This window comes from Kineosporia mesophila (assembly GCF_021129235.1).
Taxonomy (GTDB): domain Bacteria; phylum Actinomycetota; class Actinomycetes; order Actinomycetales; family Kineosporiaceae; genus Kineosporia; species Kineosporia mesophila.
The window spans coordinates 1-25,945 of the sequence record NZ_JAJOMA010000044.1 but is presented as its reverse complement, the minus strand read 5'-3'; the positions used below and the strand labels follow the sequence as shown (position 1 = coordinate 25,945).

Below are 25,945 nucleotides of genomic sequence, written 5' to 3'. Positions count from 1 at the left end.
CGCCACCGACTCCCCCGGGATGCCCCGCCCCAGGCACACCTGCGACACCGGGCACACCCCCCGCACCCGGCACTGCCCCAGCCCCCGGAACAGCACCGGCACCGGGCTTTCCACCCACACCCGGCACTGCGCCCGCAGCAGCGTCCCCGGCCTGACCCGGCCATCCGGTGGAGCCCGGACCGACCGGCGCGTGATGACCGACCGCCCGGACCGACCGGCCCTCGTACGCCGAAAGCAGTTCGGCCCGCAGCAGGTTCACCGGGCCGGGCATCGATGTCCCGTCCGGCGGGCCGACCGGCCCCGGCTGAGCACCGGCCTGCGCCTGCAGACCGGCCGTCAACCGGGCCAGGTCGGCGCCGATCTGGCCCAGGGTCTGCGACAGACCCGGCCCGGTGCCGGGCGGCGCGGCGGCCTGGGGGCCCGGCTGGACGACGGAAGGGTTCTGCTGCTGGGTCGTCTGGAGCACGGCCAGGGGCGACGGGGTCTGGTCGAGGTGGGCGGCCGGGGCCTGGTCACGCGCGGACCGGCCGGGTGGGGAGAGGGCAGCGCGACGGTTCTCGCCGCCCTCCGCGAGCGCGGCGTGATCGATCTCGACGCCGCAGTATTCGCAGAAGTCCCAGTCGTCCTGCACGAGAAGGTCGCAGTTGAGGCACTTCACCTGCGCCGCGAGCTGGTCCCAGGGGGCACGCAACCAGGGCGACGAGTCGTCTGTCGGCACCGATCCACCTCCCCACCCGGACGGGCCGGACGTCCGCCGGTCACCTCGTCCTCACTGATCGACGTGACCGGGGCGGACATTCGCGCCGCCGGACGCGATTCGCCCCGCCGGGCGAAGGACCCGCCGGGACCGGGAACGCGGCCGCGGCACAGCACGTCCTATGTCCAGGGCGGTGGGACGGCAACGGCCGCACGGGTCTGTCGGAGGGGGCGACCAGCCATGAAGGACATGACCGACGAAATGGACACGACCAGGCGACAGCACATAATGGCAACGGCGATGGCCGTGACCGCGATCGTAACCATCGTGACCGTGGTGGTTGGTCCCTGGCGAGGAGAGCCGATGTCCGATGTGCCGACGAACCCCGCTCTGTCGCAACCCGGCCCACCGCCGGGCGACACCAGCGGTCCGCACCTGATCGTGAGCCCCGCCTCGGCCTCCCCGGGGGCCGACATCGCGCTGATCCTGGCCAATCCGGGCACCACCGACGTGAGCTTCGGCCCGCTGGGCCGCCTGGATCGCTGGAACGGCACCGGGTGGCAGGAGTTCCGCCAGGTCACCACCGGTCTGGGCCCGCTGCGGCCCGCGGGCGGGGTGAAGGCTCTGGACGACGAGATCATGGTGCCCGCGATCGCCCTGATCGCGCGGCCCGGCTCGTTCGCCGACCCGGTCTGGACCAGTCTGCAGGGGGTCGAGGCGGGCTGGTACCGGTTCACCCTGGGTGGTGCCACGGGCATCGTGCAGGTGGGCGGGCCGGACGGATCCACGCTGACGCGGCCCACCACGGACGTCACCTTCGACGGCACCACCGTGGTCGAGGCCGGCTCCGGGCGGGTACTCACGCTCCAGGCCCGGCTGCGCGATCCGGTGGGCCGGAACTTCGACCAGGACGAGCACCTGGGCCGCTACACCTCGATGGCCCGGGTGGAACGACTCGACGGCGAGCGCTGGGTGGCGGTGCCGTCCGACACGATCCGCACGATCGACAGTGACCTCAGCTCGGTGGAGACCTCGTTCCAGGTGCATCTGCCCGGGCTGGGCGAGGGCGTGTACCGGGTCGGCCGCGACGCCTCGGTGGCCGGTGCCGTCGAGGGGCTGTTCTGGGTCGAGGCCCTGTCCTGACCCTCCTTCCACCAGGTTGGCTACAGTGACGACGGACCGGCCGATCAACCCTGAGGACTGAAGTGCGCGAGCTCTACCCATCGATCGAACCCCACGCCAGCGGCCTGCTGGAGGCCGGCGACGGACACTCGGTCTACTGGGAGGAATGCGGCAACCCCGACGGCAAGCCCGTCGTGTTCCTGCACGGCGGGCCCGGAGGCGGCTGCACCCCTTCGCACCGGCGGCTGTTCGACCCGGCGAAGTACCGCATCCTGCTGATGGACCAGCGCGGTTGCGGGCGCAGCACCCCGCACGCGAGCGCGCCGGACGCCGACCTGAGCGCGAACACCACCTGGCACCTGGTCGCCGACCTCGAACTGCTGCGCACGCAGCGCGGGATCGAGAAGTGGCAGGTGTTCGGCGGTTCCTGGGGCTCGGCGCTGGCCCTGGCCTACGCCCAGAAGCACACCGACCGGGTGAGCGAGCTGGTGCTGCGCGGCATCTTCACGCTGCGCCAGGGTGAACTGGACTGGTTCTACGAGGGCCCGGCGTCGAACATCGCGCCGGACACCTGGGCCGGTTTCGTCGGTGGCCTGCCCGAGAGCGAGCGGATCCCGGGGCATCTCATCGAGAACTACGGCAAGGTCCTGTTCGACCCCGACCCGGCCGTGCACCAGCCCGCCGCCGTCGCCTGGGCCACCTGGGAGTTCTCCAACCTCACGGTGCAGCCGCGGCCCGACCTGATCGAGGGCGCCCAGGAACCGCTGGGGGCCACCGCGTTCGCGCGCATCGAGAATCACTACTTCCGCCACGACGGCTGGTTCACGCCGGGTCAGCTGATCGCCGGCGCCCCGCGCCTGGCCGGCATCCCGACCGTCATCGTGCAGGGGCGTTACGACGTCTGCACCCCCGCGATCACCGCCTGGGACCTGCACCAGGCCCTGCCGTCGGCGGAGTTCATCCTGCTGGAAGACGCCGGCCACGCCTACGACGAGCCGAGCATCCTCGACGCGCTGATCACCGCCACCGACACGTTCGCGAACCTCTCATGAGCACCCTGAACGAGCTGGGCGAGAAGTACTTCCGCACCCAGCACACCCTGGAGCCGTTCAACTCGACGCTGCTGGGCCTGTCCGAGTTCGACCATCTGGTGGGTGATCCGTCGATCGCGGCCGGGGCCGAGGCGGCCACGGTGTTCGCCGGGATCCTCACCGAGCTCGAGACCCTCGACACCACGCAACTGAGCGCTGACGAGCGCGTCGACCACGGCGTCCTTCATGAACTGGTGCGGGGCGCCCACGGCGACGCCACCCACGCACTGTGGGCGGCGAGCACCTCGGCGGGCGGCTACGTCTCGCGGCAGGGCCTGATCTTCCAGGCCGTGCCGGCCATGACCATCACCGATTCCGCCGGTGCCGACCGGTATCGGCAACGGCTGCAGGGCATTCCGGAGGTACTGCGGGCCCTGGCCGTGCGCGGTGCGGCCGAGGCCGCCCGGGGCCGGCGCTCCACCCGGGTGGGCCTGGAACAGGCTCTCGCCCAGATCGAGACGTCGCTGGGCACCGATCTCGCCCAGGACGCGCTGCTCGCGCCCACCGGTTCCGTCGCCGGCCAGGCCGTGCGGGACCAGGCGGTGGACGTGGTGCGCGAGCAGATCCGCCCGGCACTCGCCGAGCTCGCGGCGGCCCATCGATCACTGCTTGAAGACGCCCGTCACGACGATGCCGTCGGCATCAGCTGGGTGGACGGCGGCGAGGCGGGGTACGACGACGCGGTGCGCCGCCACACCACCAGCACGCACAGCGCTGCGGAACTGCACGACCTGGGTCTTCAGCTGATCGACGAGCTGAACGGCCGCTGGGCGCAGATCGGTTCCCGCGCCTTCGGTCTCAGCGACCTGCCGGCGATCGCCGCGCGGCTGCGCGAAGACCCGGCGCTGCGCTACACCTCGCCCGAGGACATGATCGCCAGCAGCCAGGCCGCCCTGGCCAAGGCCGAGGCCGCCGCCGGCCGGGCCTTCGACCTGGGGTCGATCCCGCCCTGCACGATCGAGTCGATCAGCGGGGCGGACGCCGAGGGTTCGGCCACGGCCTACTACCGGCCCGCCGCCCTCGACGGGTCCCGGCCCGGGGTGTTCTTCCTCAGCACGGCCGGCGCCCCGCAGACCCCGCGCTACGACTGCGAGGCCCTGACCTTCCACGAGTCGGTGCCCGGCCACCACCTCCAGCTGGCCGGCCTGCAGCAGCTCGAGATCCCTCACTGGCGGCGGCACATCGATATCGAGCTGGGTGCCTACACCGAGGGCTGGGGCCTGTACGCCGAGCGCCTGGCCGACGACCTGGGCCTGTACTCCGACGACCTGCAACTGCTCGGCATGCTCTCACTGTCCGCCCTGCGGGCCGCCCGTCTGGTCGTCGACACCGGCATGCACGCCCTGCGCTGGCCCCGCGAGCGGGCCGTGCAGTACATGCGTGACAACACCACGGCCACCGAGACCGAGATTCAGCAGGAGATCACCCGCTACATCGCCTGGCCCGGACAGGCACTGGGCTATGCCACCGGCCGCCAGGAGATCCTGCGCCTGCGCGAGGCCTCCGGCCTGGACCTGACCGAGTTCCACCGCCGCGTCCTGGGCCACGGCTCCCTGCCGATGACGGTACTGGCCGACGTCGTCCTGCGCTGACAACCCCCTTTTTTTGTTCGTGATCATGCAAAACCTCCCCGGAGTTCTAGAACTGCCGGCGCTGGAGTTCTAGAACTCTGGGCAGGTTTTGCATGATCATGGAAGGTTTTGTCAGGTAGAGGCGCGCTGGACCAGGGTGGAGGGCAGGAACACCGAGGCGTCCGAGTCGCCGTCGATCCGGGCCAGCAGCAGGCGCACCATCTCGCGGCTGATCCGGTCGAACGGCTGACGCATCGTGGTCAGGGACGGGGTGAGGTGCTCGGCCACCCCGGCGTCGTCGAAGCCACCCACCCGCACGTCGTCCGGGATGCGGCGCCCGGTCTCCTGCAGCACCGCGCAGGCCCCGGCCGCCATCAGGTCGGAGGCCACGAACACGCCGTCCAGGTCGGGCGTCGTCTCCAGCAGGGTGCGCATGCCGGCCTCGCCGCTCTCGCGCGAGTAGTCGCCGTGCACAATGAGTTCCGGGCGCACCGGGATCCCGGCCGCGACCAGGGCCTGCTTGTAGCCCTCCAGCCGGGCGAACCCACCGGGGGTGTCCATCTGGCCGGTGATGTGGGCGATCTTTCCCGCGCCGCGGGCGATCAGGTGACTGGTCATCTGCCGGCCGCCGTCGAGGTCGTCGGCACCCACCATGCTGATCCGCGACTCCAGGCCGGGGAATCGGCCGCACACCACGGTCGGCACCCCGGTGGCGATGAGTTCCCCCGCCACCGGGTCGACGTCGTGGCTGGAGACCAGCAGCACCCCGTCGACGTGCCGGGCGGCGACGTACCCGACGGCCCGTTCCCGGTCGGCCGGGGTACCGGCGGTGACCAGGGTGAGCAGCAGACCGTGCTCGGCCAGGGCCCGGGTGCAGCCACCCATCAGCCGGGCGAAGGTCGGGTCTTCGAACAGGATGTGCTGGGGCTCGCTGAGCAGGAACGCGATCGTGTTGGAGCGGCCCAGGGCCAGGGTGCGCGCCGCGTGGTTCGCGGTGTACCCGGTCTCGGCGATCGCCCGGGTGACAGCATCCTGCGCCTCCGGGCTGACCCGGTCGCCCCCGTTGAGCACCCGGGAGACGGTGCCGCGGGACACGCCCGCGACACTCGCCACGTCACGGATGGTGGGGCGCTTGTCGCCCGGTTGCTGGTGCACGGCGGAAGGTTACTCTCAGCTCTTGACCGCCCCGGCGGCCAGATCGACCTGCCAGAACCTCTGGAGCAGAAGGAACAGCGCCAGCAGGGGCAGGATGGACAGGAGGGCACCGGTCACGACGACGGAGTACAGCGCCGGTTGCTGCGCGCCCTGGTTCAGCAGGCTGGAGAGCCCGACCGTGACCGGGAACAGCCGGTCGTCGCCCAGCATCACGTAGGGCAACAGGAAGTTGTTCCAGATGGCGACGAACTGGAACAGGAAGATCGTCACCAGGCCGGGCACCATCATCGGCATCACGACCGAGCGGAACACCCGCGCGTCCCGGGCGCCGTCGGTGCGGGCGGCCTCGATCACCTCGTCCGGCACGGCCGCCGACACGTAGATCCGCGCCAGGTAGATACCGTACGGGCTGATCAGGCTGGGCAGCAGCACCGACCAGTAGGTGTTCGTCATCCCGAGCTTGGCGAACAGCAGGTACTGCGGCACGGCCAGCACCACGCCGGGCACCAGCACCCCGGCGAGCAGGATGTTGAAGATCGCCGTGCGGCCGCGGAACCGGTACTTCGCCATCGCGTAGCCGGCCATCGCCGAGACCAGGGTGGACAGGGCCGCCCCGACCCCGGCGTACAGGCCGGTGTTGAGCATCCAGCGCCAGAACAGGCCGTCGCGGTAGTCGGTCAGCTCGGCGATGTTGTCGAACAGGCTGCCGCCGGGGGCGTAGGTGAAGGTGGAGAACAGGTCGCTCGGGCTCTTGGACGAGGCCATGAACACCCAGACCACGGGGACCAGGCAGTAGATCGCGCCGACCACGAGGATGCCCGAGCCCACGATGCTGGGCTTCTCACGGGTGGAGGTACTCATCGGTTCTCCTGGGCGAAGGCTCGGTTCTGCACCAGGCGCAGGAACCCGAAGGACAGCACGAAGGTCGCCACGGCCAGCACGACCGAGGTGGCCGAGGCCGAGTAGATGTCGTTCCGGGTGAACGCGTCCCGGTAGATCATCATCAGCGGGCTCCAGCTGGTGGAGATGTTGTTGGTCAGCGGGCGCAGCACGGTCGGCTCGGCGAACACCTGGAGCGTGGTGATCATGCCGAACACGCTGGTCATGATCAGCGACGGCAGGATCACGGGAATCTTGATGCGCCAGGCAATCTGGAGCTCGTTGCAGCCGTCGATGCGGGCGGCCTCGTAGAGCTCGGACGGGATCGAGCGCAGGGCGGTGTAGAGCACGATCATGTTGAATCCGACGCCGCCCCAGACCGCGATGTTGGCGATGGCGAACAGCACCAGGCCGGGTGCCATCGGCTGCGGCAGGGTGACCCCCACCTGGTCGGCCGCGTAGGTGAACGGGCTGACGGCCGGCAGGTAGAGGAAACCCCACAGCAGCGAGGAGATCACGGCCGGAACGGCGTACGGCATGAAGATGACCAGCCGGGAGAAGCGCCTCGCCCGCACCCGCACGGAGTCCAGCAGGAGGGCGAACAGCAGGGCCAGGCCGAGCATCACCGGGATGACGACCAGCCCGTAACCGAGCACCCGCAGCACACTGGACAGGAAGTCCCCGTCGCTCAGGGTGCGCCCGTAGTTGGACAGGCCCGCCCAGACCTCGGTGCGTGAACCCGGCCCGAGCCCCAGCCCCTGCACCTTGACGGTGCGCAGGCTGAGGAAGGCCGTGTACATGATCGGCACCGCGATCGAGAAGACGAACAGGACCACCGCGGGCAGCATGAATACGTAGGGCGCCCGGGGGTTCCGGGCCCGCCGACTGCCCGGCGACGGGTCCGGAAGCTTCTCCGGTGGGGACGAGACACGGTCGTTCGTGAGGCTGGTCATCTTCGGTCGCTCCCGGGCTACTTGGTGGTGAACCCGCTGGACTTCAGGTCTTCGACCGTCTGCGTCTGCATGGTGGTCAGCGCCTGGGTGAACGCAGCGGCCGACTTCGACTGGGCCGCCTTGCCGAAGGCGTCGTTGAAGGCACTGTAGGCGACGTTGGTGTTCGGGCCGTAGGTGAAGGGGGCGGTGGTGCCCGCGACCTTGGCGGCGACCTCGTAGAAGTCGGGCTGGTCCTTGAAGAACGCCGGCGGCTCGGTCAGCGCGGCCGCGGTGTTCTTCTGGTCGGCCGGGTAGACGTTGGAGATCGTGGCCAGGGCCTTGACGCCGTCGGCGCTGGTGTTCAGCCACTCGGCGAACTCAGCGGCCGCCGCCTTGTGCTTGGACTGCGAGGTCACGGCGGTGGACGAACCGCCCCACGAACCGCTGACGTTGGCGCCCGACGTCCACTGCGGCATCGGGGCCACCTTCCACTTGCCCTTGGTGTCGGCGGCGTTGCCGGCCAGCACGCCGGGCGCCCAGACCGCGCTGACCCAGCCGACCTGGGTGCCCTTGTTCAGGGCCGAGTTCCAGCCGGGCGTGTACATCGGGGTGTTGTCGATGACACCCTCCTCGACCAGCCCGCCCCAGTACTGCGCCACCTTGCGCGAGGCGTCGGAGTCGATGTTCACGCTCCACGCGTCACCGTCGATGCCCCACCAGCTGGCGCCGTTCTGCTGGGTCAGACCGGCGAACAGGCCGGCGTCGTTCGCGGAGAACGTACCCAGGTACTTCTTCTTGTCGGCCTTGTGGATGGTGCGCGCGGCCTGCGCGTACTCGTCCCAGGTCGTCGGCACCTTGATCTTGAGCTTGTCGAACACGTCGCTGCGGTAGAAGAACATCAGGGGCGCGGCGTCCTGCGGCACCGCGTAGACCGCGTCGGTGCCGAGGGTCACGGCGTTCCAGACGCCGTCGGCGAAGTGCCCCTGGGCCTCACCGGACAGGTCACCCTTGATGTCGGCCAGCGCGCCGGCCGCGACCATGGTCGGCAGGGCCTGGTACTCGGCCTGCATCAGGTCGGGAGCACCGCTGCCCGCCTTGGTCGCGGTGAGCAATTTGGTGACGGCCGGGTCGCCGCCGTCCTGCTTGTTCACCGTGACGTGAATGTCGGGATGGCTCTCGTTCCAGACCTCGACGGTCTTGTCCATCTCCGGCGCCCAGGCCCAGAAGTTCAGCTCGACCTTCTCACCGGGCTTGGTCGCCTCGTCCTGTGATCCGCTCGCGCCGTCCGACGAGCCGCCCGAGCAGGCGGTGAGGAAGAGGGCCGAGACAGAGAGTGCAACCAGACTGCCGCGCAGCGTTCGCCGCATGACGTCCTCCTTGCGAAGCATCAGCTTCGTCGTTGAAGCGTGGCGGCGCCGCCGTGCCGCGCCGCATGGGACCGGTCACAACGTGACAGCCCTACAGGAACTTGTCAACGCGCTGCTGGTTTTGATTTCACGACTTCAGCAGGGACTTGGCGAATTTCTTCGGGTGTGGGACCGTGCACACACATCTTGCCGAGCGGACTGTCCGGTCCGGCCGGTGCCCGTGCCTGGTGCACAACGACGTCATCTGCGAACGAGGGTGGATCCATGAGCGACCAGAGCCTGCTGCGTGAGCGCTGGCTGCCCGGGGTGCGGGAACTGAGCTTCGGCGGCGACTACAACCCCGAGCAGTGGCCGCGGGAGGTCTGGGCGCAGGACCTGGACCTGATGCGCCGGGCGGGCGTGAATCTCGTCAGCATCGGCATCTTCTCCTGGGGTCTGCTGGAGCCCCGGCCGGGCGAGTTCGACTTCGGCTGGCTCGACGAGGTCATCGAGGGTCTGCACGCGGCCGGCATCCGGGTCGACCTGGGCACACCCACGACCGTCCCGCCGCAGTGGTTCTGGCAGCAGAACCCGCACGTGCGGCCGGTGATGCGCGACGGCACGGTGCTCGCGCCCGGCTCCCGGGGCATCTGCTGCCCCTCCTCGCCCGAGTACGCCGAGGCCTCGCTGCGGATCACCACCCAGTTGGCCGAGCGCTACGGGAAGCACCCGGCCGTAGCGCTGTGGCACGTGCACAACGAGTACGGCGCCCCGGTCTCCGAGTGCTACTGCGAGGTCAGCGCGGCCGCCTTCCGGGCCTGGCTGCAGGCCCGCTACGGCACTCTTGACGCACTGAACACCGCCTGGGGCACGACCTTCTGGGGCCAGACCTACGGCGACTGGTCGCAGGTCGGCGCGCCCGCGCAGTCGGCCAGCATGTCCAACCCGGCCCACCGCCTGGACTTCGCCCGGTTCTCCAGCGACGAGCTGCTGGGCTGCTTCACCCGCGAGCGCGACGTGCTGCACGAGATGTCGCCCGGTGTCCCGGTGACGACGAACTTCATGGCGACGAACTGCCCGTCGATGGACCTGTGGAAGTGGTCGCGCGAGGTGGACGTGGTGGCCAACGACCACTACCTGACCGCCGCCGACCCGCGCAGCCAGGTCGGGCTGGCGCTGGACGCGGACCTCACCCGGTCGCTGGCGGACGGGCGCCCGTGGATGCTCATGGAGCACTCGTCGTCGGCCGTGAACTGGCAGCCGCGCAACCTGGCCAAGCGCCCGGGTGAGCTGGCCCGTAACTCCCTCAGCCACCTGGCCCGGGGGGCCGACGCGATCCTCTTCTTCCAGTGGCGGGCCTCCCGGCGGGGTGCCGAGAAGTTCCACTCCGCGATGCTCCCGCACGCCGGGGAGAACAGCCGGGTGTTCCGGGAGGTCACCGAACTGGGGGCCACGCTCTGGAGTCTCACCGACGTCCTCAGTTCCCGCGTGCAGGCGCCGGTGGCCATTCTCTGGGACTGGGAGTCGCTGTGGGCCCAGGACCTGGACTGGCGCCCGAGCGTCGACCTGGAGCCGCGCCGGCAGGTGCGCGAGTACTACGAGCGTCTCTGGCACGACAAGGTCACCGTCGATTTCGCCCATCCCACGGCCGATCTCAGCCGCTACGCGGTGGTGCTGGCACCGGCGTCGTACCTGCTGACGGGTGAGGCCGCGGCGAACCTGACGGCCTACGTCGAGGCGGGCGGCCATCTGGTGGTCGGGCCGTTCTCCGGGGTCGTGGACCAGGACGACGCCGTGCACCCGGGCGGCTGGAACGGCGTGCTGCGTGACCTGCTCCAGGTCAGTGTCGAGGAGGTGCTGCCCCTGCCGGAGAACGCCGGCGTCACCCTGACCGGCGGCACCCGCGCCGGGGTCTGGGCCGAGGATCTGGCCCCTCAGGACGCCGAGACCGTGCTGGAGTACACCGACGGCCCGGCCGCCGGGCGCCCGGCGGTGACCCGGCGGGCCCTGGGCGGCGGTACGGCGACGTACGTGTCCACCGTGCTCGACCACCACGCCCTGACCGCGGTGCTCGACCCGGTGCTGGAGCGGGCGGGTGTCACGATCGACCGCGACCTGCCGTGGGACCTGGAGATCGTGTCCCGCCACGGCGCCGACGGCAGCGAGTACGTGTTCGCCATCAACCACGCCGGGGCCCCGGTCGACCTGCCGGTCGAGGGTGTCGACCTGCTGACCGGCGAACCGTGCACGGGCAGCACGAAGATCCCCGCGGGGGCCGTGCGGGTGTTCCGCCGCTGATCCACCCGGGGAGGACTCAGACCCGGGTGCCTCCCAGCAGCCCCTCCTTGCGCAGGGCCGCGAGCCCCCGGGCCGCATTGCTGCGCACGGTGGCGTGGGCCATGCCCAGGGTCGCGGCGATCTCGTGGTCGTCCAGGCCCTCGTAGTAGCGCAGTACCAGCACCGCGCGGTGTTTCGGTTTCAGGGTGGCGAGAGCCCTCAGCAGGGAGTCCCGTTCGGCCAGGGTGGTGCTCGCGTCGTCCACCGCGCGATCCGCCCGGGCGCCGAGAATGTCGCTGTCCGTGGGTGACTCACGCGAGGCGCCGCGACGCCAGAAGGACGTCGCGGCGTTGACGAGCATGCGGTTGACGTAGGCCCCCGGGTCGTCGGCCCGGCTGACGGTGTCCCATTTCAGGAGGGCCTTGGCCAGGACGTCCTGCACCAGGTCCTCCGCGTCGGCGGAGGACCGGGACAGGCCGCGGGCCACGGACATCAGGCGGGGTGAGCGTTCCCGCACGAAGTCCTCGAAGCCCGGGGCCTTCTCGATCGAGGGTTCCTGCCAGGGTCGTCTCACTCCTGCTCCCGGGAGGTCGTCGCGGTGCCGGCCGGGCGGACGACGAGCCCGGCCGGCGCTCCGGTCGAGCCTTCGTCACCGGTCAGCCGGGCCAGTGCCTGCTGCAGCACCGCCATCGCCCCGGTGTACGCGTCGTCCTCCGTGGTCGAGGCCGGTGTGCTCACCGAGACGGCGATCAGATCCCCTCCCCACGCCATGAAAGCCTGCGCATACCGGCTCCCGGTGCCCTCGGTCGCGGTCACGACCAGGTAGGGCACGTTCATCTCGAGGTCGCCCGTGCGGTCGGTGGTGATCCCGAACCCTTCCGGGCCCCCCTCCGTGGCACAGACGGCGGCCTGTTCCCGCAGGTCATCGAGTGCGATCGAAGGGTCGGCGGGGTAGGCCGGCCACTGGGCGACCGTCTCACTCACCACGTAGTCCGGCGGCACGTTCGCCCCCTTCGAGGACCAGGTGGCCTTCCAGGCGTGGCGGGGTACGAAATTGGAACGGATCTCGTTGTCGATGCAGATCCCGCCGACGAGCTTGCTGCCGGAGACGTCGGTGGGCCCGGCGGTGACCTCGAACCTCTTCCCGCCCAGAGCGCTGCCCACCCGGTCCGCGGTCCGGGAGAGGTCGCCCGCCTGGAGCAACGAGACCCGGGTGACGTCCGGGGCCAGGGTGTCAGGGCTGCTGAGAGGCTCGGCCTCGGGGCTTTTGTCGGTGGTGCTGTCATCAGGGCTGCTGGTGGGGTCGGGGACGGATGCGGTGACCACGGGTCGCGGATCGGACGGGGCCACCTCACCACCGCCCCGCGACGGCCACGGCGAGGCGATGACCAGCACCGCCGCCAGCGCTGCCGCCATCGTGACCGCGCCCGAGGCCACGACCTGGGCCCGGCGGTGCCGCTGCCGGGCCCGGCGCTCAATGCCCTTCAGGTCCGTCCCGGGGCCGGCGCGCCGAAGGCCGTCGCGGAACAGGGCGACCATCTGGGCGTCCCCCTCGGGAGGCCGGTCCAGGTCGAGATCCGGCTCCTGATCGCCGTCCATTCCGTTCATGATGATGAGACGCTGCCAGGCACTGCGGTTGTGGCAACTTCCGCCCTCGGATCCCGGCCGGCCGCACAGCTCATTCACCAGGAGCGGATCGGCTCAGAGCGGAACTCACTCGAAGACTGTCGGTGCGGTACGGCAAGCTGATGCCGTGACTCAGCAGACCTCGCAGAACGGCGCCCCGGTGGCACCGAAGCGTCCCACTGTCCTCAGCAAGCACGGCGACGATCGCACCGACGACTGGTACTGGCTGCGGGAGAAGACCGACCCTGAGGTCATCGCGCTGCTCGAGGCGGAGAACGAGTACCTGGCCGCCCAGCTGGAGGGCACCGGCCGGCTCCAGACCGACCTGTTCGAGGAGTTCCGCTCCCGCATCCAGGAGACCGACCTGTCGGTGCCGGTGCGCAAGCACGGCTGGTGGTACTACAGCCGCACCGAGGAGGGCCGCCAGTACGGCATCAGCTGCCGCAAGGCCGATGTCGACGGCGAGCCGGGTCCCGACGAGATCGTGCTGCTCGACCAGAACGAGGTCGCCGCAGACGCGGAGTTCTTCGCGCTCGGTGCCTTCACCGTCGCACCCACGGGCAGCCGGCTGGCCTACTCCACCGACCTGACCGGCAGCGAGACCTTCACCCTGCGGGTGCGTGACCTCGGCACGCTGACCGACCTGGACGACGTGATCGAGGGCGTCTACTACGGCGCCACGTTCAGCCGCGACGGCAGCGTGCTCTTCTACACCCGTCAGGACGAGGCCAAGCGCCCCTACCAGGTGTGGCGCCACGTCATCGGCTCGCCCGCCGCCGACGACGTGCTGGTGTTCCAGGAGGACGACGAGCGTTTCTTCGTCGGCGTCGGCGGTTCCAAGTCCGAGGAGTACCTGGTCATCTCCCTGGGCAGCTCGCTCACCAGCGAGAGCTGGGTACTGCGGGCCGACGACCCGACCGGTGAGTTCACCGTGTTCGAGCCCCGCCGGCAGGGGGTCGAGTACCACCTGTCCCACTACAAGGACAGCGAGCGCAACGAGTTCTACGTCGTCACCAACGAAGACTCCCCCAACTTCAAGCTCATGGTAACCCCGGCCGCCACGACCGGCCGGGAGCACTGGAGCGAGGTCATCGGCCACCGCCCCGACGTGAAGCTCGACGGCGCCGAGACCATGGCGGGGCACCTGATCCTCTCCGAGCGCGCCGAGGGCACGGCCCGCATCGCGCTGTACGAGCTGGCCACCGGCACGCACTCGGTGATGGACCAGCCGGAGACCGTCTACGCGGCCGGGGCCAGTGGCAACGCCGAGTTCGACACCCACGTGGTGCGCTACACCTACACCTCGCTGGTGACCCCGCGCTCGGTGTACGAGTACGACCTGCTCACCGGTGAACGCACCCTGCTCAAGCAACAGCCGGTGCTGGGTGACTACGACTCCTCGCAGTACACCAGCGAGCGGGTCTGGGCCAAGGCCCCCGACGGCGTCGAGGTCCCGATCTCGCTGGTCTACCGTTCCGACCGCGCGAAAGACGGTGGCCCGGCCCTGATCTACGGCTACGGCGCCTACGAGATCTCGACCGACCCGTACTTCTCCTCGTTCCGCCTCAGCCTGCTCGACCGGGGCTTCGTGTTCGCCATCGCGCACGTGCGCGGCGGCGGTGACCTGGGCCGGCTCTGGTACGAAGACGGCAAGTTCGAGAAGAAGCCCAACACCTTCAGCGACTTCGTCGCCGCGGCCGACCACCTGGTGCAGGCCGGCTACACCTCGCCGTCGCAGCTCATCGCGCGCGGCGGCAGCGCGGGTGGCCTGCTGATGGGTGCCGTCACCAACCTGCGCCCCGACCTGTTCGCCGGGATCATCGCCGAGGTGCCCTTCGTCGACGTGCTCACCACCATGCTCGACCCGTCGCTGCCGCTGACGGTGCACGAGTACGAGGAATGGGGCAGCCCCGAAGAGCCCAGGTTCTACGACGTTCTCAAGAGCTACTCGCCCTACGACAACGTGGTGGACGCGGCCTACCCGGCCGTCCTGGTGACCGCCGGCCTGAACGACCCGCGGGTGAGCTACTGGGAGCCGGCCAAGTGGGTGCAGAAGCTCCGTGAGCACAACACCGGCCCCCACGAGATCCTGCTGAAGACCGAGATGGGCGCGGGCCACGGTGGCCCGTCGGGGCGTTACGACTCCTGGAAGGACGAGGCCCTGGTCTACGCCTGGATCCTGGAGCTCGCCCTCAAGAAGAACTGACGCCACACGGTTACCGCAACCGGCCCCCCTGATGCCGTCTTCGACCGGGCCCGGCCTCCCGTCCGCTGAAATGTGCTGTCCGATCAGCACTCACAGGGGCCGGGAGGTCGCGCACCGGGAAGATCAGCAGCGAGGTCCAGGACCTCGCCACCGCTGCCGACCGTTCCCACGAACGCGCCGACAGCGGCCTGGCCCTGGCCGAGCGCCAGGTCGCCCGGTGCCGGATCTCCGGCTGGAACGGCGTCATCCGGTCGCTCGGCCGGGCGACCGAGCCCCTCGCGACCGTGCGCGAAGGTCTCGCGGCGGTGGAGGAATCCTGCGGCACCGCGCAGACCCACCGAACGCCGGCCGATTCCCGAACGCCATGAAGGGGTGCGGGAACGACTGGCCGACGAGGGTCGCGACCGGGCCAAGCCCCGGACGAGCCCCCGGCCAAGCCCCGGACGAGCCCCGAGCCCTGGGGTGTCTACCAGCGCAAGGTGGCCTGACCCGCGACATGACCCCCGCCGACGTCATGACCGGCCGGCAGGAGCACGGAGGGCCGGGGTGGCCTGGTGCCGCAACCGCCAGCCCACGATCACCGCCGCCCCGACCGGGATCTCCAGCAGGAAGGTGAAGAAGCGGTACAGCAGGGCCCCCGCGAGCGCGCTCGTGGGGGTGACTCCGGCGGCCGTCAGGCAGGTGAAGATCGTCAGCTCGGCCGCGCCCGCACCGCCGGGGGTGAGGGGCACGGTGGTGATCATCCGCTCGATGCCGACGACGGCCAGGACGAGCAGGAAGGGCTGGTGCACGCCGAGCCCGAGCAGGCACGTGTCGAGCAGGACCCCGAGCAGCACCATGTAGCCGAGGCCGCTCAGCACCAGCTGGAGTCCCGAGCGCCGTAACGCTTTTCCCATGTCCTCGCGCAACGCGGCCACCACCGCACCGGCGCGTTCCCCGATCCGGCGGGACACGCGTCCTGCGGCCAGAATCCCACAGAGCACCAGCAGCACCACCCCGGCTCCGGCACTGATCATCACCGGTGCCGAGGCGATCTCGGCGCCGGGGCCGTCAAGCAGGAATCCGGTCAGGGACACGGCGCCGAAACCCACGCGCAGCAGCACCGTGCTGACCTGGTTGAGGGTGAAGTAGCTGGTCATGGCCCGGGCGTCGAACCCCCACGAGCGGATCATCGCCGCGCTGACCCCGTAGCTGAGTGCCCCGCCGAGCGGAAGGCTGTTGGCCACGGCACTTCCCGCGAAGCACAGGCTCAGGGCCCGGCCCAGGCCGATGCCGGGCAGGCAGGCGGAGACCTGACCGGCCCGGGCGCAGTGCCCGGCCCACCAGAGCAGAAGAAGGACCGGCAGCCACAGCAGTTCCAGGCCGAGCACGGTGTGCCCGACCTGCGACCACCCGGCACCCATCGCCGCGACCGTGCGCACGACGAGCCAGAGCACGGCCGGGATCGACAGCAGCAACAGCCCGTTGCGCACCACCCACCGGTGCGCCACGACGAACTCCCGTGGATTCATGGCGGAATCATGGGGATCGGGGCCTGAACGCAGCGCCACCGGGACGGGCGGAAGAGAGCGAACAACAGGCGAACGACTACGGGAGGCTCATGACAGGCCCCGCAGGAGCAGCTTCACCTCGTCGTCGGTCAGGACATGGTCGACGACCTCCGGCGGGATCGACAGCAGCACCTGCCCCACCGAGCCCGACGAGAACACCACCCCGTCGAAGCGCGTCGCCGCGCGCGGCGGCCGGGAGTTCGCCCAGGCGTGCAGCCAGGGCCGCGGCACCACCCCGTGAAGAATCTCCGCGTACCAGAACTCGACCGAGTCCGGTTCCTTCACCCGGGCCCGCACGCGCGAGGCCTCGCCGTGCGTGGTCGTCACCGCCAGGTCGAGTTCTTCCGGACCGCTGTCCAGACCCATGTCCATCGTCCCCTCCCCGTTGCGGCGGACCCCGTGCCGGTACCCACTGTCGTCCCACTGTCAGCGCCTGCCGACCTCCGTCACTACATGACATTTTGGCGCGGCCATTTTGTCCAGGCCCTGGCGACATCAGTGAGGTGTCCCATAACCTGCCATGATGACCGAACGACGCAGTGCGAGTACTGTGCGTAGATCACTCGGGCGGCAACTGCGTCAGCTCCGCGAGAGTGCGGGAAAATCCCTGGCCGACGCCCAGGCCGCGCACCTCGGCAGCGTACGGAACCTGCAGCGTATCGAGGCGGGACAGGCCCGGCCGAAGCACACCTTCGTACGCAGCGCCTGCCAGGTCTACGGGGCCGGCCAGGCCACCACCGACCGGCTGCTGGCGATGACCGACCAGGCCGACACGGACACCTGGTGGGAGGCGTACGGCACGGTGCAGCACTGGTTCACCCTGCTGCTCGACCTGGAGGGCGTCGCCGACCGCATCTACCTCTACAGCGGCTCCCTGGTTCCCGGCCTGCTGCAGACATCCGCCTATGCGAAGGCCTGGTTCCAGATGAACCCCGGCTACGTCACGGACAAGGCCTACGCCGAACGCGAGGTGGCGGTGCGGGCCCGGCGGCAGGACGTGGTGTTCGACCGCGACGTGGCGGTCACCGCGATCATCGACGAGTCGGCGCTGCAGCGGATCGTGGGCAGCAAGGAGATCATGGCCGAGCAGGTCGCGCACCTGCGCGAACTCGCGGCGCGCCCCGGTACCCAGGTGCACGTGCTGCCGCTGGAGGCCGGCGCGCACGCCGGGGGCAAGGGCGAGTTCATCGTGCTGGAGTTCGACAGCGACGAGGAACCGGACGTCGCCTACGTCGAGACCTATCTGTCCGGCCAGTACTCCAGCAAGCCCAAAGTTATGGAGGAGCTGAGGTGGAGGTATGCCTCGCTCAAGGCAATGACGGTCCCTCTCGAGGAGTATCTAGGACCATGAATCAGCGTGAGCAGTGGGTGAAGGCCTCCGCGTCCGCAGACTCCGGCAACTGCGTGGAGATGCTGGCCGGCGACGGGCAGGTCCGGTTACGGGACTCCAAGCAGGGCGAGCGGGGGGCCGTTCTGCGTCTGGCCCCCGGCGGCTTCGCGGTCTGGATCGAGGGCGCGAAGGCGGGCCAGTTCGACCAGTTGATCTAAAAGCAACCCCTGGTGGACGTCGCCGGCCCCCAGGGGGGCCCGTCGGCGTCCACCATCGGTCGCCTTCTACGGACTGGGCCGGCGCGGGATGCAGGCGTTCTCCAGCTCGGCCCCGGTGCCGTCGAAATGCTCCCGGCACCAGGCACGAACTTCCTTCTTCGACCCGAAGCCGTTGTCGGAAAACACGACCCACATGGCCTGGCCCTGATAGGTCTGCCGCTCACCGTAATCGGTACTGCGCAGCACAATGATCCGGCCCAGGTCGGAGCGGGCGGAGAGCTCCTGCACCTGCGCCCGGATGTCGGCGGCCCCGAAGACGTGCGAACCGTCTGCCGTGGTCTGGTATTCGTCTTGTACGCCCGGGGCTTTCGACGACAGCTGGGCCAGCCAGGTGCCGTACACCTCGTCGGCGCCGGACAACCCCTCGTCGGCGAGGGCGTCGAGGTCCAGCGTGGCCTGCTCGTCGGCGGAGAGTTCCGGCGTCGTAGCCGTGTACGGGTCTTCGGTGTAGGGCTCTTCGGTGTAGGGCTCTTCGGTGTAGGGCTCCTCGGTCCAGACATCATCCGTCGTCGTGTGCTCGCCCACCGCACCGGCATCCGAAGACGGTGCGGCGTCCCCACCCCGGCTCAGGGTCAGGCCGATCGACAGCACCAGCACGAGCAGCAACAGGCCCGCCCCCACGGCCTGGAACTGGCGCTGCGCGTACCAGGGCCGGCTCCAGGGAGAAGGGGGGACGTCGGTCTCGGCGGTGCCCGCCGGGTCCGCCGCAGGAGGGGGAGGAGTGAACGAGCCCGTGACCGCCTGCCCGCCCGCCAGTTCCTCACCGCACAGACGGCAGAGCCGGTCTCCGTCACGCGGTGCGGTACCACACACCGGGCAGCTGGGAACCGGTGGTACCGCCATCAGAACACGCCCGTGGAGACCAGACTCACCAGCCGCTTCACGAACTCTCCGATTCCGGTGAGCTGTTCGGTCATGGTCGCGGCTCCGGACAGGACGGTGAGCACGGTGCGGCGTTTCGGCGCCGACGCGGCCAGGGCCGTCTCCACGGTGTCGATCTGCAACCGCGCGGCCTCGGTGTCGTGGCCGTCGAGGGCGTCGAGCCGGCCGCGTAGGTCGACCAGATGCCCTCGCAGCAGGACGATCTCGTCGGCGCCCAGGACCTCGGGCAGCTCCTGCCCGGATTCCGTGACGTTTGCCGCCGCCCGGCTGTGCGCCCCGACCGCCATGGCCCCCTGCGTGGTGAACGTACCGCCGCTGATGGTGACCTGCTCGTCCGATGTCATGATGCCCCTCCCCCTCGGTTCGGCGCCGAGTTCTCGGCCACCGCATTCGCCCCCACCGCCAGCGACGACGCGTTGAACGTGCCGCCGCTGATCTGCGTGGAGTTGTTGATGATCGTGGTGGTGCGCTCGAGGAACTCCTCGTTGGAGTAACCGAACTCCTCGAGCACCTCGGCCACCGCGTCCCGCACGCGCCGCTCGACCAGGTAGATGTACCGCTGCCCGTCGAGCCTCTGGAAGAACTGCTCCGAGGCGTCCTCGGCCCCGAGCTCCCGCACGCTGGTGCGCACGCCGTAGTCGAACGCCAGCCGATTGCCGATCTCCTGGATCTCGCCCTGGAAGGTCAGCTGCTCCCGCACCCGGTCCCGCGTGGAGCGGACGAAGTCCAGCGGCGAGCGCAGCAGCATCAGCGGCAGACCGCCCAGGGCGCTGCGGGCGAGCTGCAGGTACACCACCGGCTCGAGCTGCTGGTAGCTGTCGGCGCTGTGGTAGAGCTCGCGGACGGAGGGCAGCTGGGCCCCGACGAACTCCATGTAGAGCGTCTCGCCGCGGATGCTGAAGTAGAGGAAGACCGTGACCTCGAGCTCGCCCTCCCAGGCCCCGATGCGGATGGTCAGGTACTCGGTGGCGCGGTTGCGGTCGTACTGCTCGAAGCTGTCCAGCTCGGCCCGGTTCAGGTGGTGGCGGGGCAGTTGCCGGGCGACGTCGAGCAGGCCGTCCTGGCGGCGCAGCAGGCCGGGCACGAACAGCCGGGGCTGCATGGACAGGCCCACGATGCGACGCCCGGCCGGGGTGTTCGGGTCGGCCAGCGACAGCAGGGCCAGGCGCATCCGGCGGTACAGGGTCTGCGGGGAGAGCTCACCGGCCGGGGACGCGCCGCCTTCCTCGTTCTCCGGCGGCTCGCCCTCCGCCCGCGGTCGCAGCGGTATACCCAGGTGCCAGGGCTGTTCCAGGAAGCCCGACCCGACGAACGGCCGGTCGGCCACCGAGCGCGAGTAGTAGGTGACGTTGCCCTTCTGGGCGTCGGCCAGGAAGGCGATGCGAGCGGCGTAGCGCTCGGGCTCGGGAGGCGCGTCCTGCGGCCGGAACCGGTCCGGCGACAGCTCGGTCAGGATCGTGTGGTGGTTGACCAGCAGCTCGACCAGGCGCACGGCCCAGGCCAGCCCCCACAGCACGAGGAAAACAACCACCGAGGCCTCGAGCGCCCCCTCGGTGCCGGTGCCGCTGCTGGTGCCGGTGCCGGTGCTCTGCCCGGACCCGAACAGGCCGTCCGTCGAATTGGCCAGCTGCGCGTCGCCGTTGAGGAAACCCAGGGCCAGGAAGTTCAACAGCGTCGCAACGAACGCGTGCATGAATCCCCGGAGAATACGCCCCGCGGCGAAGGCCTTCCAGGCCCGCACGATCTGGCTCAGCGACTGGGCCAGCAGCAGGCCGGCAACCACCGCCGTGCTGTCGATGAACAGCATCACCAGCAGGACGGCGACGAAGGCCAGGTTGCGCAGGAATTCCCGCCGTTGCGCCCGAATGGCATGCCGCAGAACGGGAACGATGTCGATGCCGTACGACGGCGCGACCGCCCGGTGCCCGGCGTCGAGCACCTCGTGCAGCACCTGACGGCGGAAGTCGCGGTCCAGGTAGACGCCGACGCAGAGATAGCGCGTGGCCTCGCTGCCGGCCCAGTCCGGATCATTGTCAGGTGATTTCCCCCGGTCTTGAATAACTGGATCCTGCGACGCGATCGCCATATCGATTCCCCTCCCCCAAGGACGGAAACTTGATATCTCAAATTCCTTGGCCCGAAGTTATCAGGCGAGTCCGGCGGGTACGGGGCAATTAAAGAATTGAATGCTTAATGAAACGAACAGGGCGGAAACACCCCGGGCACCCGGGCCCGCGGCGCCGGTCTACTCTGGCGGGCGTGGAGATCCGTCAGAGCCGCAAGCTGAACCATGTCGCCTACGACGTCCGCGGGCCGGTGCTCGAGGAGGCCATGAGGCTGGAGGCCGAGGGCCACCAGATCCTGCGGCTGAACATCGGCAACCCGGCACCGTTCGGTTTCGAGGCGCCCGAAGACATCCTGCGCGACATGATCCAGCAGCTGCCGGCGGCCCACGGCTACAGCGACGCCAAGGGCATCGTCCCGGCCCGGCGCGCGGTCGTGCAGTACCACCGGGCCAAGGACGTCGAGGACATCGACATCGACGACGTCTGGCTCGGCAACGGTGTCTCCGAGCTGATCAGCATGTCGCTGCAGGCCCTGCTCAACGACGGCGACGAGCTGCTCGTGCCGAGCCCCGACTACCCGCTGTGGACCGCCACGACCACGCTGGCCGGCGGCCAGGCCGTGCACTACCGCTGTGACGAGGCCTCGGGCTGGATGCCCGACCTGGCCGACATCGAGGCGAAGATCACCGACCGCACCGTCGGCCTGGTCATCATCAACCCGAACAACCCGACGGGTGCCGTCTACCCGCGCGAGGTGCTCGAGGGCCTGGTCGAGATCGCCCGCCGGCGCGGCCTGATGCTGCTCAGCGACGAGATCTACGACCAGATCCTGTACGACGACGCGCAGCACGTGGCCACCGCCTCACTCGCGCCCGACGTGTTCTGCCTGACCTTCAACGGCCTCTCGAAGGCCTACCGGGTGGCGGGTTTCCGGGCCGGCTGGATGGTCGTGTCCGGCCCCCGGCACCAGGCGAAGGACTACCTCGAGGGCCTGCAGATCATGGCCAACCTGCGGCTGTGCGCCAATGTGCCCTCGCAGCACATCATCGCCACCGCACTGGGCAACCGGCTGGAGGCGGGCCACGGCAGCATCAACGACCTGCTGCTGCCCGGCGGCCGCCTGCGCGAGCAGCGCGACGTCACCTACGAGATGCTCCAGCAGATCGACGGCGTCAGCTGCGTGAAGCCGCAGGGCGCCCTGTACTGCTTCCCGCGCCTGGACCCGAAGGTCTTCCCGATCGAGAACGACGAGGCCTTCGTGCTCGACCTGCTGCGCGAGCAGAAGGTCATGGTCGTGCACGGCCGGGGCTTCAACTGGTCGGCGCCCGACCACTTCCGCATCGTCACGCTGCCCTCCGCCGACGTGCTCAAAGACGCGATCGGCCGGATCGCCGAGTTCCTCGACACCCGCCGGGCCTGAGACCCGCTCAGCAGACCCGCTCGCAAGACCACTCAGCTGCGCCGCCGGCGTCCATTCCTCGCCGTCACCCCTCACCTCAGCTCCAGCGTCTCCTCCACCTTCAGTTCCCCCGCGCGGGCCAGCTCACGCACCAGGTGGTAGCGCTTCTTGCCGCTCGTCGTGCGCGGCAGGATCCGGCGCCGGGCGCTCAGCAGCCGGTCGACCGGCAGTTCCAGACCTCGCAGGGCCCGGTGCTGCTGCGGGGTCAGGTCCGGCGCACCGCGAAAACGCTCCAGGACAACACAGATCGGGCTCACCGGGTCGGTGATGTCGAGATCCAGCACCATCAACTGGTGGACGGGGTGGTCGAGTACCGCGGCCACCTGCTCCTCCAGCAGCGACGCCAGGTAGTTGCGGCCGTACCGGATGATCACGTGCTTCTTCCGCTCCAGCACGAAAAGATCGCCACGAAAGGTAAATCCGAGATCTCCCGTGGACAGCGGACCCCCGTGGGTGCGCACCAGTCCCCGTTCGGCGTTCTCCAGCCGGCCCACACAGACGCTGCGCCCCCTCAGCACGATCTCCCCCAGCACTAGGTCGCCGTCGATCGCAACACCTTCGTCGTCGACCAGGCCGAGACCGAGATCGGGCAGGGCCGGGCCGAGCGCGAAAACCGCCACCCCCCGGTCGTCCTCGTCGGGAACAGACAGCACCCCCTCACCGAGCAACGGCACCGGGCGGCCCGGCTTCAGCCCGATCGGGTCGACCCGCACGAACCACGGCAGCCGACCCGGCCGGTGCAGGGTCGTGGCCAGTGTCGACTCGGCCAGACCGAAGGCCGGGGCGAAGCTCTCCGCGCGGAAGCCGTACGGGGCCAGGCGCCGGCAGAAGCCGTCCAGCGTGGACTTACGAATCGGCTCGGCCCCGGTGACGACCAGGCGCAGCCGCGACAGGTCGACGCCCTCGAGTTCCGCGTCGGTGGGCTGCTGCCAGGCCTGGTCGTAGCCGAAATTCGGTGCGGTGGTGATGGTCGCGCCATGATCGCTCATCGCCTGCAGCCAGCGGGCCGGGCGGCGCACGAACGCGGCCGGGGCGAGCAGCCGCAGCGGCCAGCCGTGCAGCACGCTGAGCAGCAGCGTCCCAATCAGGCCCATGTCGTGGTAAAGCGGTAGCCAGCCGCACATGCGCTCGTGCGCGCCACCCCCCAGACCGGCCCGGATACCGTGCACGTTCGTCAGCACGTTGTCGTTCGAGATGGCGACCAGACTCCCGTCGCCGGTCGAGGCGCTCGTCATCTGGAAGAACACCACGTCGTCCGGTCCACCCGGATCCACCACCGGCGGCTCCGTCTCCGGAACCGTTCCGAACAGAGCGGTCTCGTCCAGCACCAGCGGATCGTCGCCGGGCCCGAGACTCACGCCGAGCGACGCGTCACTCACCCGCACGCACCGGCCGCCCAGGCGCCCGGTCACCGAGGCCACCCGCTGCCCGAAGGCGCCGTCGCCCCCGAGGGCGTTCGGCGGGGCCAGGATCAGCGGCGCGGTCCCGGCCCGCAGGGCGGCCAGGAAGGCCAGCACCGTCGGGTAGGGGTCGAGGGCAGTGATCACTACGGGTACCGGGAAGCCGAAGGACGCATCTGCGCCCCTCGGGCGGGCCCGCTCGGCGATGCGGGCGGCCACCGGGGCGGACCGTTCCATCAGTTCCCGCAGCGAGCAGGCGATGTCGGGAGCGCCGAAACGGACGAAGCGCAGACTTTCCTCGTCCCCGCGGCTGCGCGCGAGTTCCTGGAGGCGTCCCAGCAGGGTCTCGCCCCGGCGCGGTACCCAGGGTGCCGTGTCCACTTCATGAATCTGCGTCACTCGGATCACCTTTCACCAGGAAGGGGAGCGCCCACGGAAAAGGCTGGGCCCGGCGTGGTGCCGGGCCCAGCCTTCAGGCCGTCACTCGAACTCGACGTCCGAGATGTCCAGCGAGCTGGTCGTCGAGCTGCTGCTGCAACCCTCGGCCACACCGATCGCGTCGAGGTCCACAGCGGTCTCACCGATGATTTCGAACATGGTGTCTGCCTCTCGTGAGAAACCCGTTCCCGGAGGAGGAACGGATCAGCCAACCGGTTCCGGGAGAGATCGGGTGACCTTCCCGAGATCGAGACTAGGCCGCCCCAAGGTCTCCTGGCCTCACGGAAAACCCTGGCCCGGAGCAGAATCCGCCGCCCCTTCGGGCACCAGGTAGAGTTCCGCCGCACCGGTCCCGCGCAGCAGCTCCCCGGCGAACCGGCGCACCTCGTCCCTACCCATGGCGCACACCTCGTCCCCGGCCGCCCCGGGTTCGGCGTCCGCCGCCAGATACGTGGCCGTGCGCACCGCCACGTCGTCCGCGTGCCGGTCGCCGTCCAGATGCCGCACCAGCAGGGCCGACCGGCTGCGGTCGATCGCCTCGTCGGTGAGTTCCCGCTCCAGGTCGCGCAACACCGCGCGTACCCCGGCCCGGACCCCGGCCAGCCGTTCCGGTGCCGCGCAGACCATGACGGTGAGATACCCGGCGTCGGCCAGTTCCCGGCTGAACACCGACAGCGAGTAGGTCGTGCCGGCCCCCAGCCGCCGGGCCAGCACCCCGCCCGGTCCCCCGAGAACATCACAGGCCAGATGCAGCGCGGTCTTCCGGCGATCAGCCAGCGCAACGCCGGGCAACCCCAGCAGGTACCAGCCCGGCCCCGGGACCACCGGCACCCGCTCCGGCTCCGGCTCCGGCTCCGGCTCCAGCTCCTGCCGGGTCAGCGGCCCGGGCTCGCCGCGACACCCGGCCGCGACGGAAGAACCGTTTCTGGTGACAGCTTTTCCCGGCACCTGAGGCCCGGCCTCCACCACCAGCAGGCGGGTGTGGGCCGCGGCCCCGTCGAGTATCCGTAGTTCCCGGGATCCCGGCCGGTTCGGCGAGGTGCCCTCCGACCCCGCGTACCGGTGCCCGGCCGGGAAGATCCGGGCCCGCACGAGGGCCACCGGATCCTGCCGGGCAGACCGCGTGGGGGCGGGCCTCGTCCATTCGCCCGTAACCGGAACCACCTCACCCACCGAGACCGCCCAATGCCCGTGACAGCCCGGACGCGGCATGACCGCGAGAGCGTCCCGCACCTGCTGCGCCCGCCCCGGCAGGAACTGCACCTTCACCCCGATGAGGTCGGGGGTCACCAGGGCCGAGCACACCGACCCGGTCCCCCGCAGCAACCGCGCCGCCAGCCGGGCCCAGAGCGGCGCGGCGCCCACCGCCACCGGTATCACCCCGGCCGGCAGATCCGCCGCCCGCAGAGCGATCACGATGGCCCCGACCGCGGCCCCGGGCACCTGGACGGCCCGGACTCGTTCATCCACGGCCCACCCCCCTACGCCGTCCCGGGACGAGAACCGCTCCGGGTCTCACCGTGCCTCACATCGCCGCAGCCAGCGCAGCAACTGCGCCCGCACCGCCGACTCGGTGACCCCGAGGGTCAGCGCGCGCCGATCGAGAACCCCTGCCCCGGCCGAAGTAAGATCGGCGATCC

The 25,945-nt window shown here is 70.1% G+C and carries 21 protein-coding genes and 1 pseudogene; 8 read left to right on the top strand and 14 right to left on the bottom strand.

Annotated elements, in window-relative coordinates; all coding sequences use genetic code 11:
• A pseudogene (locus LR393_RS34175) lies at window positions 1–718 on the bottom strand (hypothetical protein); the annotation flags it as partial.
• A 342-nt stretch (window positions 719–1,060) separates the two neighbouring features.
• Between LR393_RS34175 and LR393_RS34170 the strand changes: the two are divergent.
• From LR393_RS34170 to LR393_RS34160, 3 genes are all read left to right on the top strand, one after another.
• On the top strand, window positions 1,061–1,840 hold the full coding sequence (locus LR393_RS34170) for a hypothetical protein (protein ID WP_231489370.1): 780 nt from the start codon (window positions 1,061–1,063) through the stop codon (window positions 1,838–1,840).
• Window positions 1,841–1,902: 62 nt separating this feature from the next.
• Window positions 1,903–2,871 carry a prolyl aminopeptidase gene (gene pip / locus LR393_RS34165; protein WP_231489369.1) on the top strand — a complete coding sequence of 323 codons (969 nt, stop codon included), beginning with the start codon at window positions 1,903–1,905 and terminating at the stop codon, window positions 2,869–2,871.
• Window positions 2,868–4,502 carry a DUF885 domain-containing protein gene (locus tag LR393_RS34160; RefSeq protein WP_231489368.1) on the top strand — a complete coding sequence of 545 codons (1,635 nt, stop codon included), beginning with the start codon at window positions 2,868–2,870 and terminating at the stop codon, window positions 4,500–4,502. The genes pip and LR393_RS34160 overlap by 4 nt, the downstream gene beginning before the upstream one ends.
• A gap of 111 nt (window positions 4,503–4,613) precedes the next feature.
• Here LR393_RS34160 and LR393_RS34155 read toward each other — a convergent pair whose 3' ends face one another.
• From LR393_RS34155 to LR393_RS34140, 4 genes are read right to left on the bottom strand one after another with little or no spacing between them, the layout of a single operon-like run.
• A complete protein-coding gene (locus tag LR393_RS34155; RefSeq protein ID WP_231489367.1) occupies window positions 4,614–5,636 on the bottom strand; it encodes a LacI family DNA-binding transcriptional regulator in 1,023 nt (340 codons plus the stop codon).
• A 15-nt stretch (window positions 5,637–5,651) separates the two neighbouring features.
• Window positions 5,652–6,497: a carbohydrate ABC transporter permease gene (locus tag LR393_RS34150; RefSeq protein WP_231489366.1), complete on the bottom strand. Its 846-nt coding sequence runs from the start codon at window positions 6,495–6,497 to the stop codon at window positions 5,652–5,654.
• Complete coding sequence (locus LR393_RS34145; RefSeq protein ID WP_231489365.1) at window positions 6,494–7,468, bottom strand: carbohydrate ABC transporter permease; 975 nt, start codon at window positions 7,466–7,468, stop codon at window positions 6,494–6,496. Before LR393_RS34145 ends, LR393_RS34150 begins: the two co-directional genes overlap by 4 nt.
• 17 nt (window positions 7,469–7,485) lie before the next feature.
• The gene (locus tag LR393_RS34140) at window positions 7,486–8,814 is read right to left on the bottom strand and encodes an ABC transporter substrate-binding protein (RefSeq protein WP_231489364.1); all 1,329 of its coding nucleotides are present in this window, start codon (window positions 8,812–8,814) and stop codon (window positions 7,486–7,488) included.
• Window positions 8,815–9,078: 264 nt separating this feature from the next.
• On the opposite strand from LR393_RS34140, the gene LR393_RS34135 reads away from it, so the two are divergent.
• Window positions 9,079–11,091 carry a beta-galactosidase gene (locus LR393_RS34135; RefSeq protein ID WP_231489363.1) on the top strand — a complete coding sequence of 671 codons (2,013 nt, stop codon included), beginning with the start codon at window positions 9,079–9,081 and terminating at the stop codon, window positions 11,089–11,091.
• A 16-nt stretch (window positions 11,092–11,107) separates the two neighbouring features.
• On the opposite strand, the gene LR393_RS34130 is transcribed toward LR393_RS34135, so the two are convergent.
• Both LR393_RS34130 and LR393_RS34125 read right to left on the bottom strand, forming a co-directional pair.
• Window positions 11,108–11,644 (bottom strand): SigE family RNA polymerase sigma factor, encoded by a 537-nt coding sequence (locus tag LR393_RS34130; RefSeq protein ID WP_231489362.1) that lies wholly within the window; start codon window positions 11,642–11,644, stop codon window positions 11,108–11,110.
• Entirely contained in the window at window positions 11,641–12,669 is a 1,029-nt protein-coding gene (locus LR393_RS34125) for a hypothetical protein (RefSeq protein ID WP_231489361.1), read from the bottom strand. Before LR393_RS34125 ends, LR393_RS34130 begins: the two co-directional genes overlap by 4 nt.
• 154 nt (window positions 12,670–12,823) lie before the next feature.
• Between LR393_RS34125 and LR393_RS34120 the strand changes: the two genes are divergently transcribed.
• Window positions 12,824–14,902, top strand: a complete 2,079-nt coding sequence (locus LR393_RS34120) for a S9 family peptidase (protein WP_231489360.1) — start codon at window positions 12,824–12,826, stop codon at window positions 14,900–14,902.
• A gap of 512 nt (window positions 14,903–15,414) precedes the next feature.
• On the opposite strand, the gene LR393_RS34115 is transcribed toward LR393_RS34120, so the two are convergent.
• Both LR393_RS34115 and LR393_RS34110 read right to left on the bottom strand, forming a co-directional pair.
• On the bottom strand, window positions 15,415–16,413 hold the full coding sequence (locus LR393_RS34115) for a lysylphosphatidylglycerol synthase transmembrane domain-containing protein (protein WP_231489359.1): 999 nt from the start codon (window positions 16,411–16,413) through the stop codon (window positions 15,415–15,417).
• Window positions 16,414–16,500: 87 nt separating this feature from the next.
• Complete coding sequence (locus tag LR393_RS34110; protein WP_231489358.1) at window positions 16,501–16,824, bottom strand: hypothetical protein; 324 nt, start codon at window positions 16,822–16,824, stop codon at window positions 16,501–16,503.
• A 178-nt stretch (window positions 16,825–17,002) separates the two neighbouring features.
• On the opposite strand from LR393_RS34110, the gene LR393_RS34105 reads away from it, so the two are divergent.
• Complete coding sequence (locus tag LR393_RS34105) at window positions 17,003–17,803, top strand: helix-turn-helix domain-containing protein (RefSeq protein ID WP_231489357.1); 801 nt, start codon at window positions 17,003–17,005, stop codon at window positions 17,801–17,803.
• Window positions 17,800–18,000, top strand: a complete 201-nt coding sequence (locus LR393_RS34100; protein ID WP_231489356.1) for a DUF397 domain-containing protein — start codon at window positions 17,800–17,802, stop codon at window positions 17,998–18,000. The genes LR393_RS34105 and LR393_RS34100 overlap by 4 nt, the downstream gene beginning before the upstream one ends.
• 66 nt (window positions 18,001–18,066) lie before the next feature.
• On the opposite strand, the gene LR393_RS34095 is transcribed toward LR393_RS34100, so the two are convergent.
• From LR393_RS34095 to LR393_RS34085, 3 genes are read right to left on the bottom strand one after another with little or no spacing between them, the layout of a single operon-like run.
• Window positions 18,067–18,873 (bottom strand): hypothetical protein, encoded by an 807-nt coding sequence (locus LR393_RS34095; protein WP_231489355.1) that lies wholly within the window; start codon window positions 18,871–18,873, stop codon window positions 18,067–18,069.
• 29 nt (window positions 18,874–18,902) lie between these two features.
• Window positions 18,903–19,286, bottom strand: coding sequence for a hypothetical protein (locus tag LR393_RS34090; protein ID WP_231489354.1), 384 nt, complete (start codon window positions 19,284–19,286; stop codon window positions 18,903–18,905).
• Complete coding sequence (locus LR393_RS34085; protein WP_231489353.1) at window positions 19,283–21,028, bottom strand: hypothetical protein; 1,746 nt, start codon at window positions 21,026–21,028, stop codon at window positions 19,283–19,285. The genes LR393_RS34090 and LR393_RS34085 overlap by 4 nt, the downstream gene beginning before the upstream one ends.
• A gap of 173 nt (window positions 21,029–21,201) precedes the next feature.
• On the opposite strand from LR393_RS34085, the gene LR393_RS34080 reads away from it, so the two are divergent.
• Window positions 21,202–22,428, top strand: coding sequence for a pyridoxal phosphate-dependent aminotransferase (locus LR393_RS34080; RefSeq protein WP_231489352.1), 1,227 nt, complete (start codon window positions 21,202–21,204; stop codon window positions 22,426–22,428).
• Between the two features lie 71 nt (window positions 22,429–22,499).
• Here the strand turns inward: LR393_RS34080 and LR393_RS34075 are convergent, their stop codons facing one another.
• On the bottom strand, window positions 22,500–24,266 hold the full coding sequence (locus tag LR393_RS34075; RefSeq protein WP_231489351.1) for an AMP-binding protein: 1,767 nt from the start codon (window positions 24,264–24,266) through the stop codon (window positions 22,500–22,502).
• Window positions 24,267–24,584: 318 nt separating this feature from the next.
• Window positions 24,585–25,775: an insulinase family protein gene (locus LR393_RS34070; RefSeq protein WP_331283014.1), complete on the bottom strand. Its 1,191-nt coding sequence runs from the start codon at window positions 25,773–25,775 to the stop codon at window positions 24,585–24,587.
• Window positions 25,776–25,945: the final 170 nt, after the last annotated feature.

Coding starts and splice junctions, on each gene's coding strand:
- LR393_RS34160 (WP_231489368.1), top strand. CDS start 2,868: ATGAGCACCCTGAACGAGCTGGGCGAGAAGTACTTCCGCACCCAGCAC.
- LR393_RS34170 (WP_231489370.1), top strand. CDS start 1,061: ATGTCCGATGTGCCGACGAACCCCGCTCTGTCGCAACCCGGCCCACCG.
- LR393_RS34125 (WP_231489361.1), bottom strand. CDS start 12,669: ATGGACGGCGATCAGGAGCCGGATCTCGACCTGGACCGGCCTCCCGAG.
- LR393_RS34140 (WP_231489364.1), bottom strand. CDS start 8,814: ATGCGGCGAACGCTGCGCGGCAGTCTGGTTGCACTCTCTGTCTCGGCC.
- LR393_RS34145 (WP_231489365.1), bottom strand. CDS start 7,468: ATGACCAGCCTCACGAACGACCGTGTCTCGTCCCCACCGGAGAAGCTT.
- LR393_RS34150 (WP_231489366.1), bottom strand. CDS start 6,497: ATGAGTACCTCCACCCGTGAGAAGCCCAGCATCGTGGGCTCGGGCATC.
- LR393_RS34085 (WP_231489353.1), bottom strand. CDS start 21,028: ATGGCGATCGCGTCGCAGGATCCAGTTATTCAAGACCGGGGGAAATCA.
- LR393_RS34135 (WP_231489363.1), top strand. CDS start 9,079: ATGAGCGACCAGAGCCTGCTGCGTGAGCGCTGGCTGCCCGGGGTGCGG.
- LR393_RS34090 (WP_231489354.1), bottom strand. CDS start 19,286: ATGACATCGGACGAGCAGGTCACCATCAGCGGCGGTACGTTCACCACG.
- LR393_RS34110 (WP_231489358.1), bottom strand. CDS start 16,824: ATGGACATGGGTCTGGACAGCGGTCCGGAAGAACTCGACCTGGCGGTG.
- LR393_RS34100 (WP_231489356.1), top strand. CDS start 17,800: ATGAATCAGCGTGAGCAGTGGGTGAAGGCCTCCGCGTCCGCAGACTCC.
- LR393_RS34115 (WP_231489359.1), bottom strand. CDS start 16,413: ATGAATCCACGGGAGTTCGTCGTGGCGCACCGGTGGGTGGTGCGCAAC.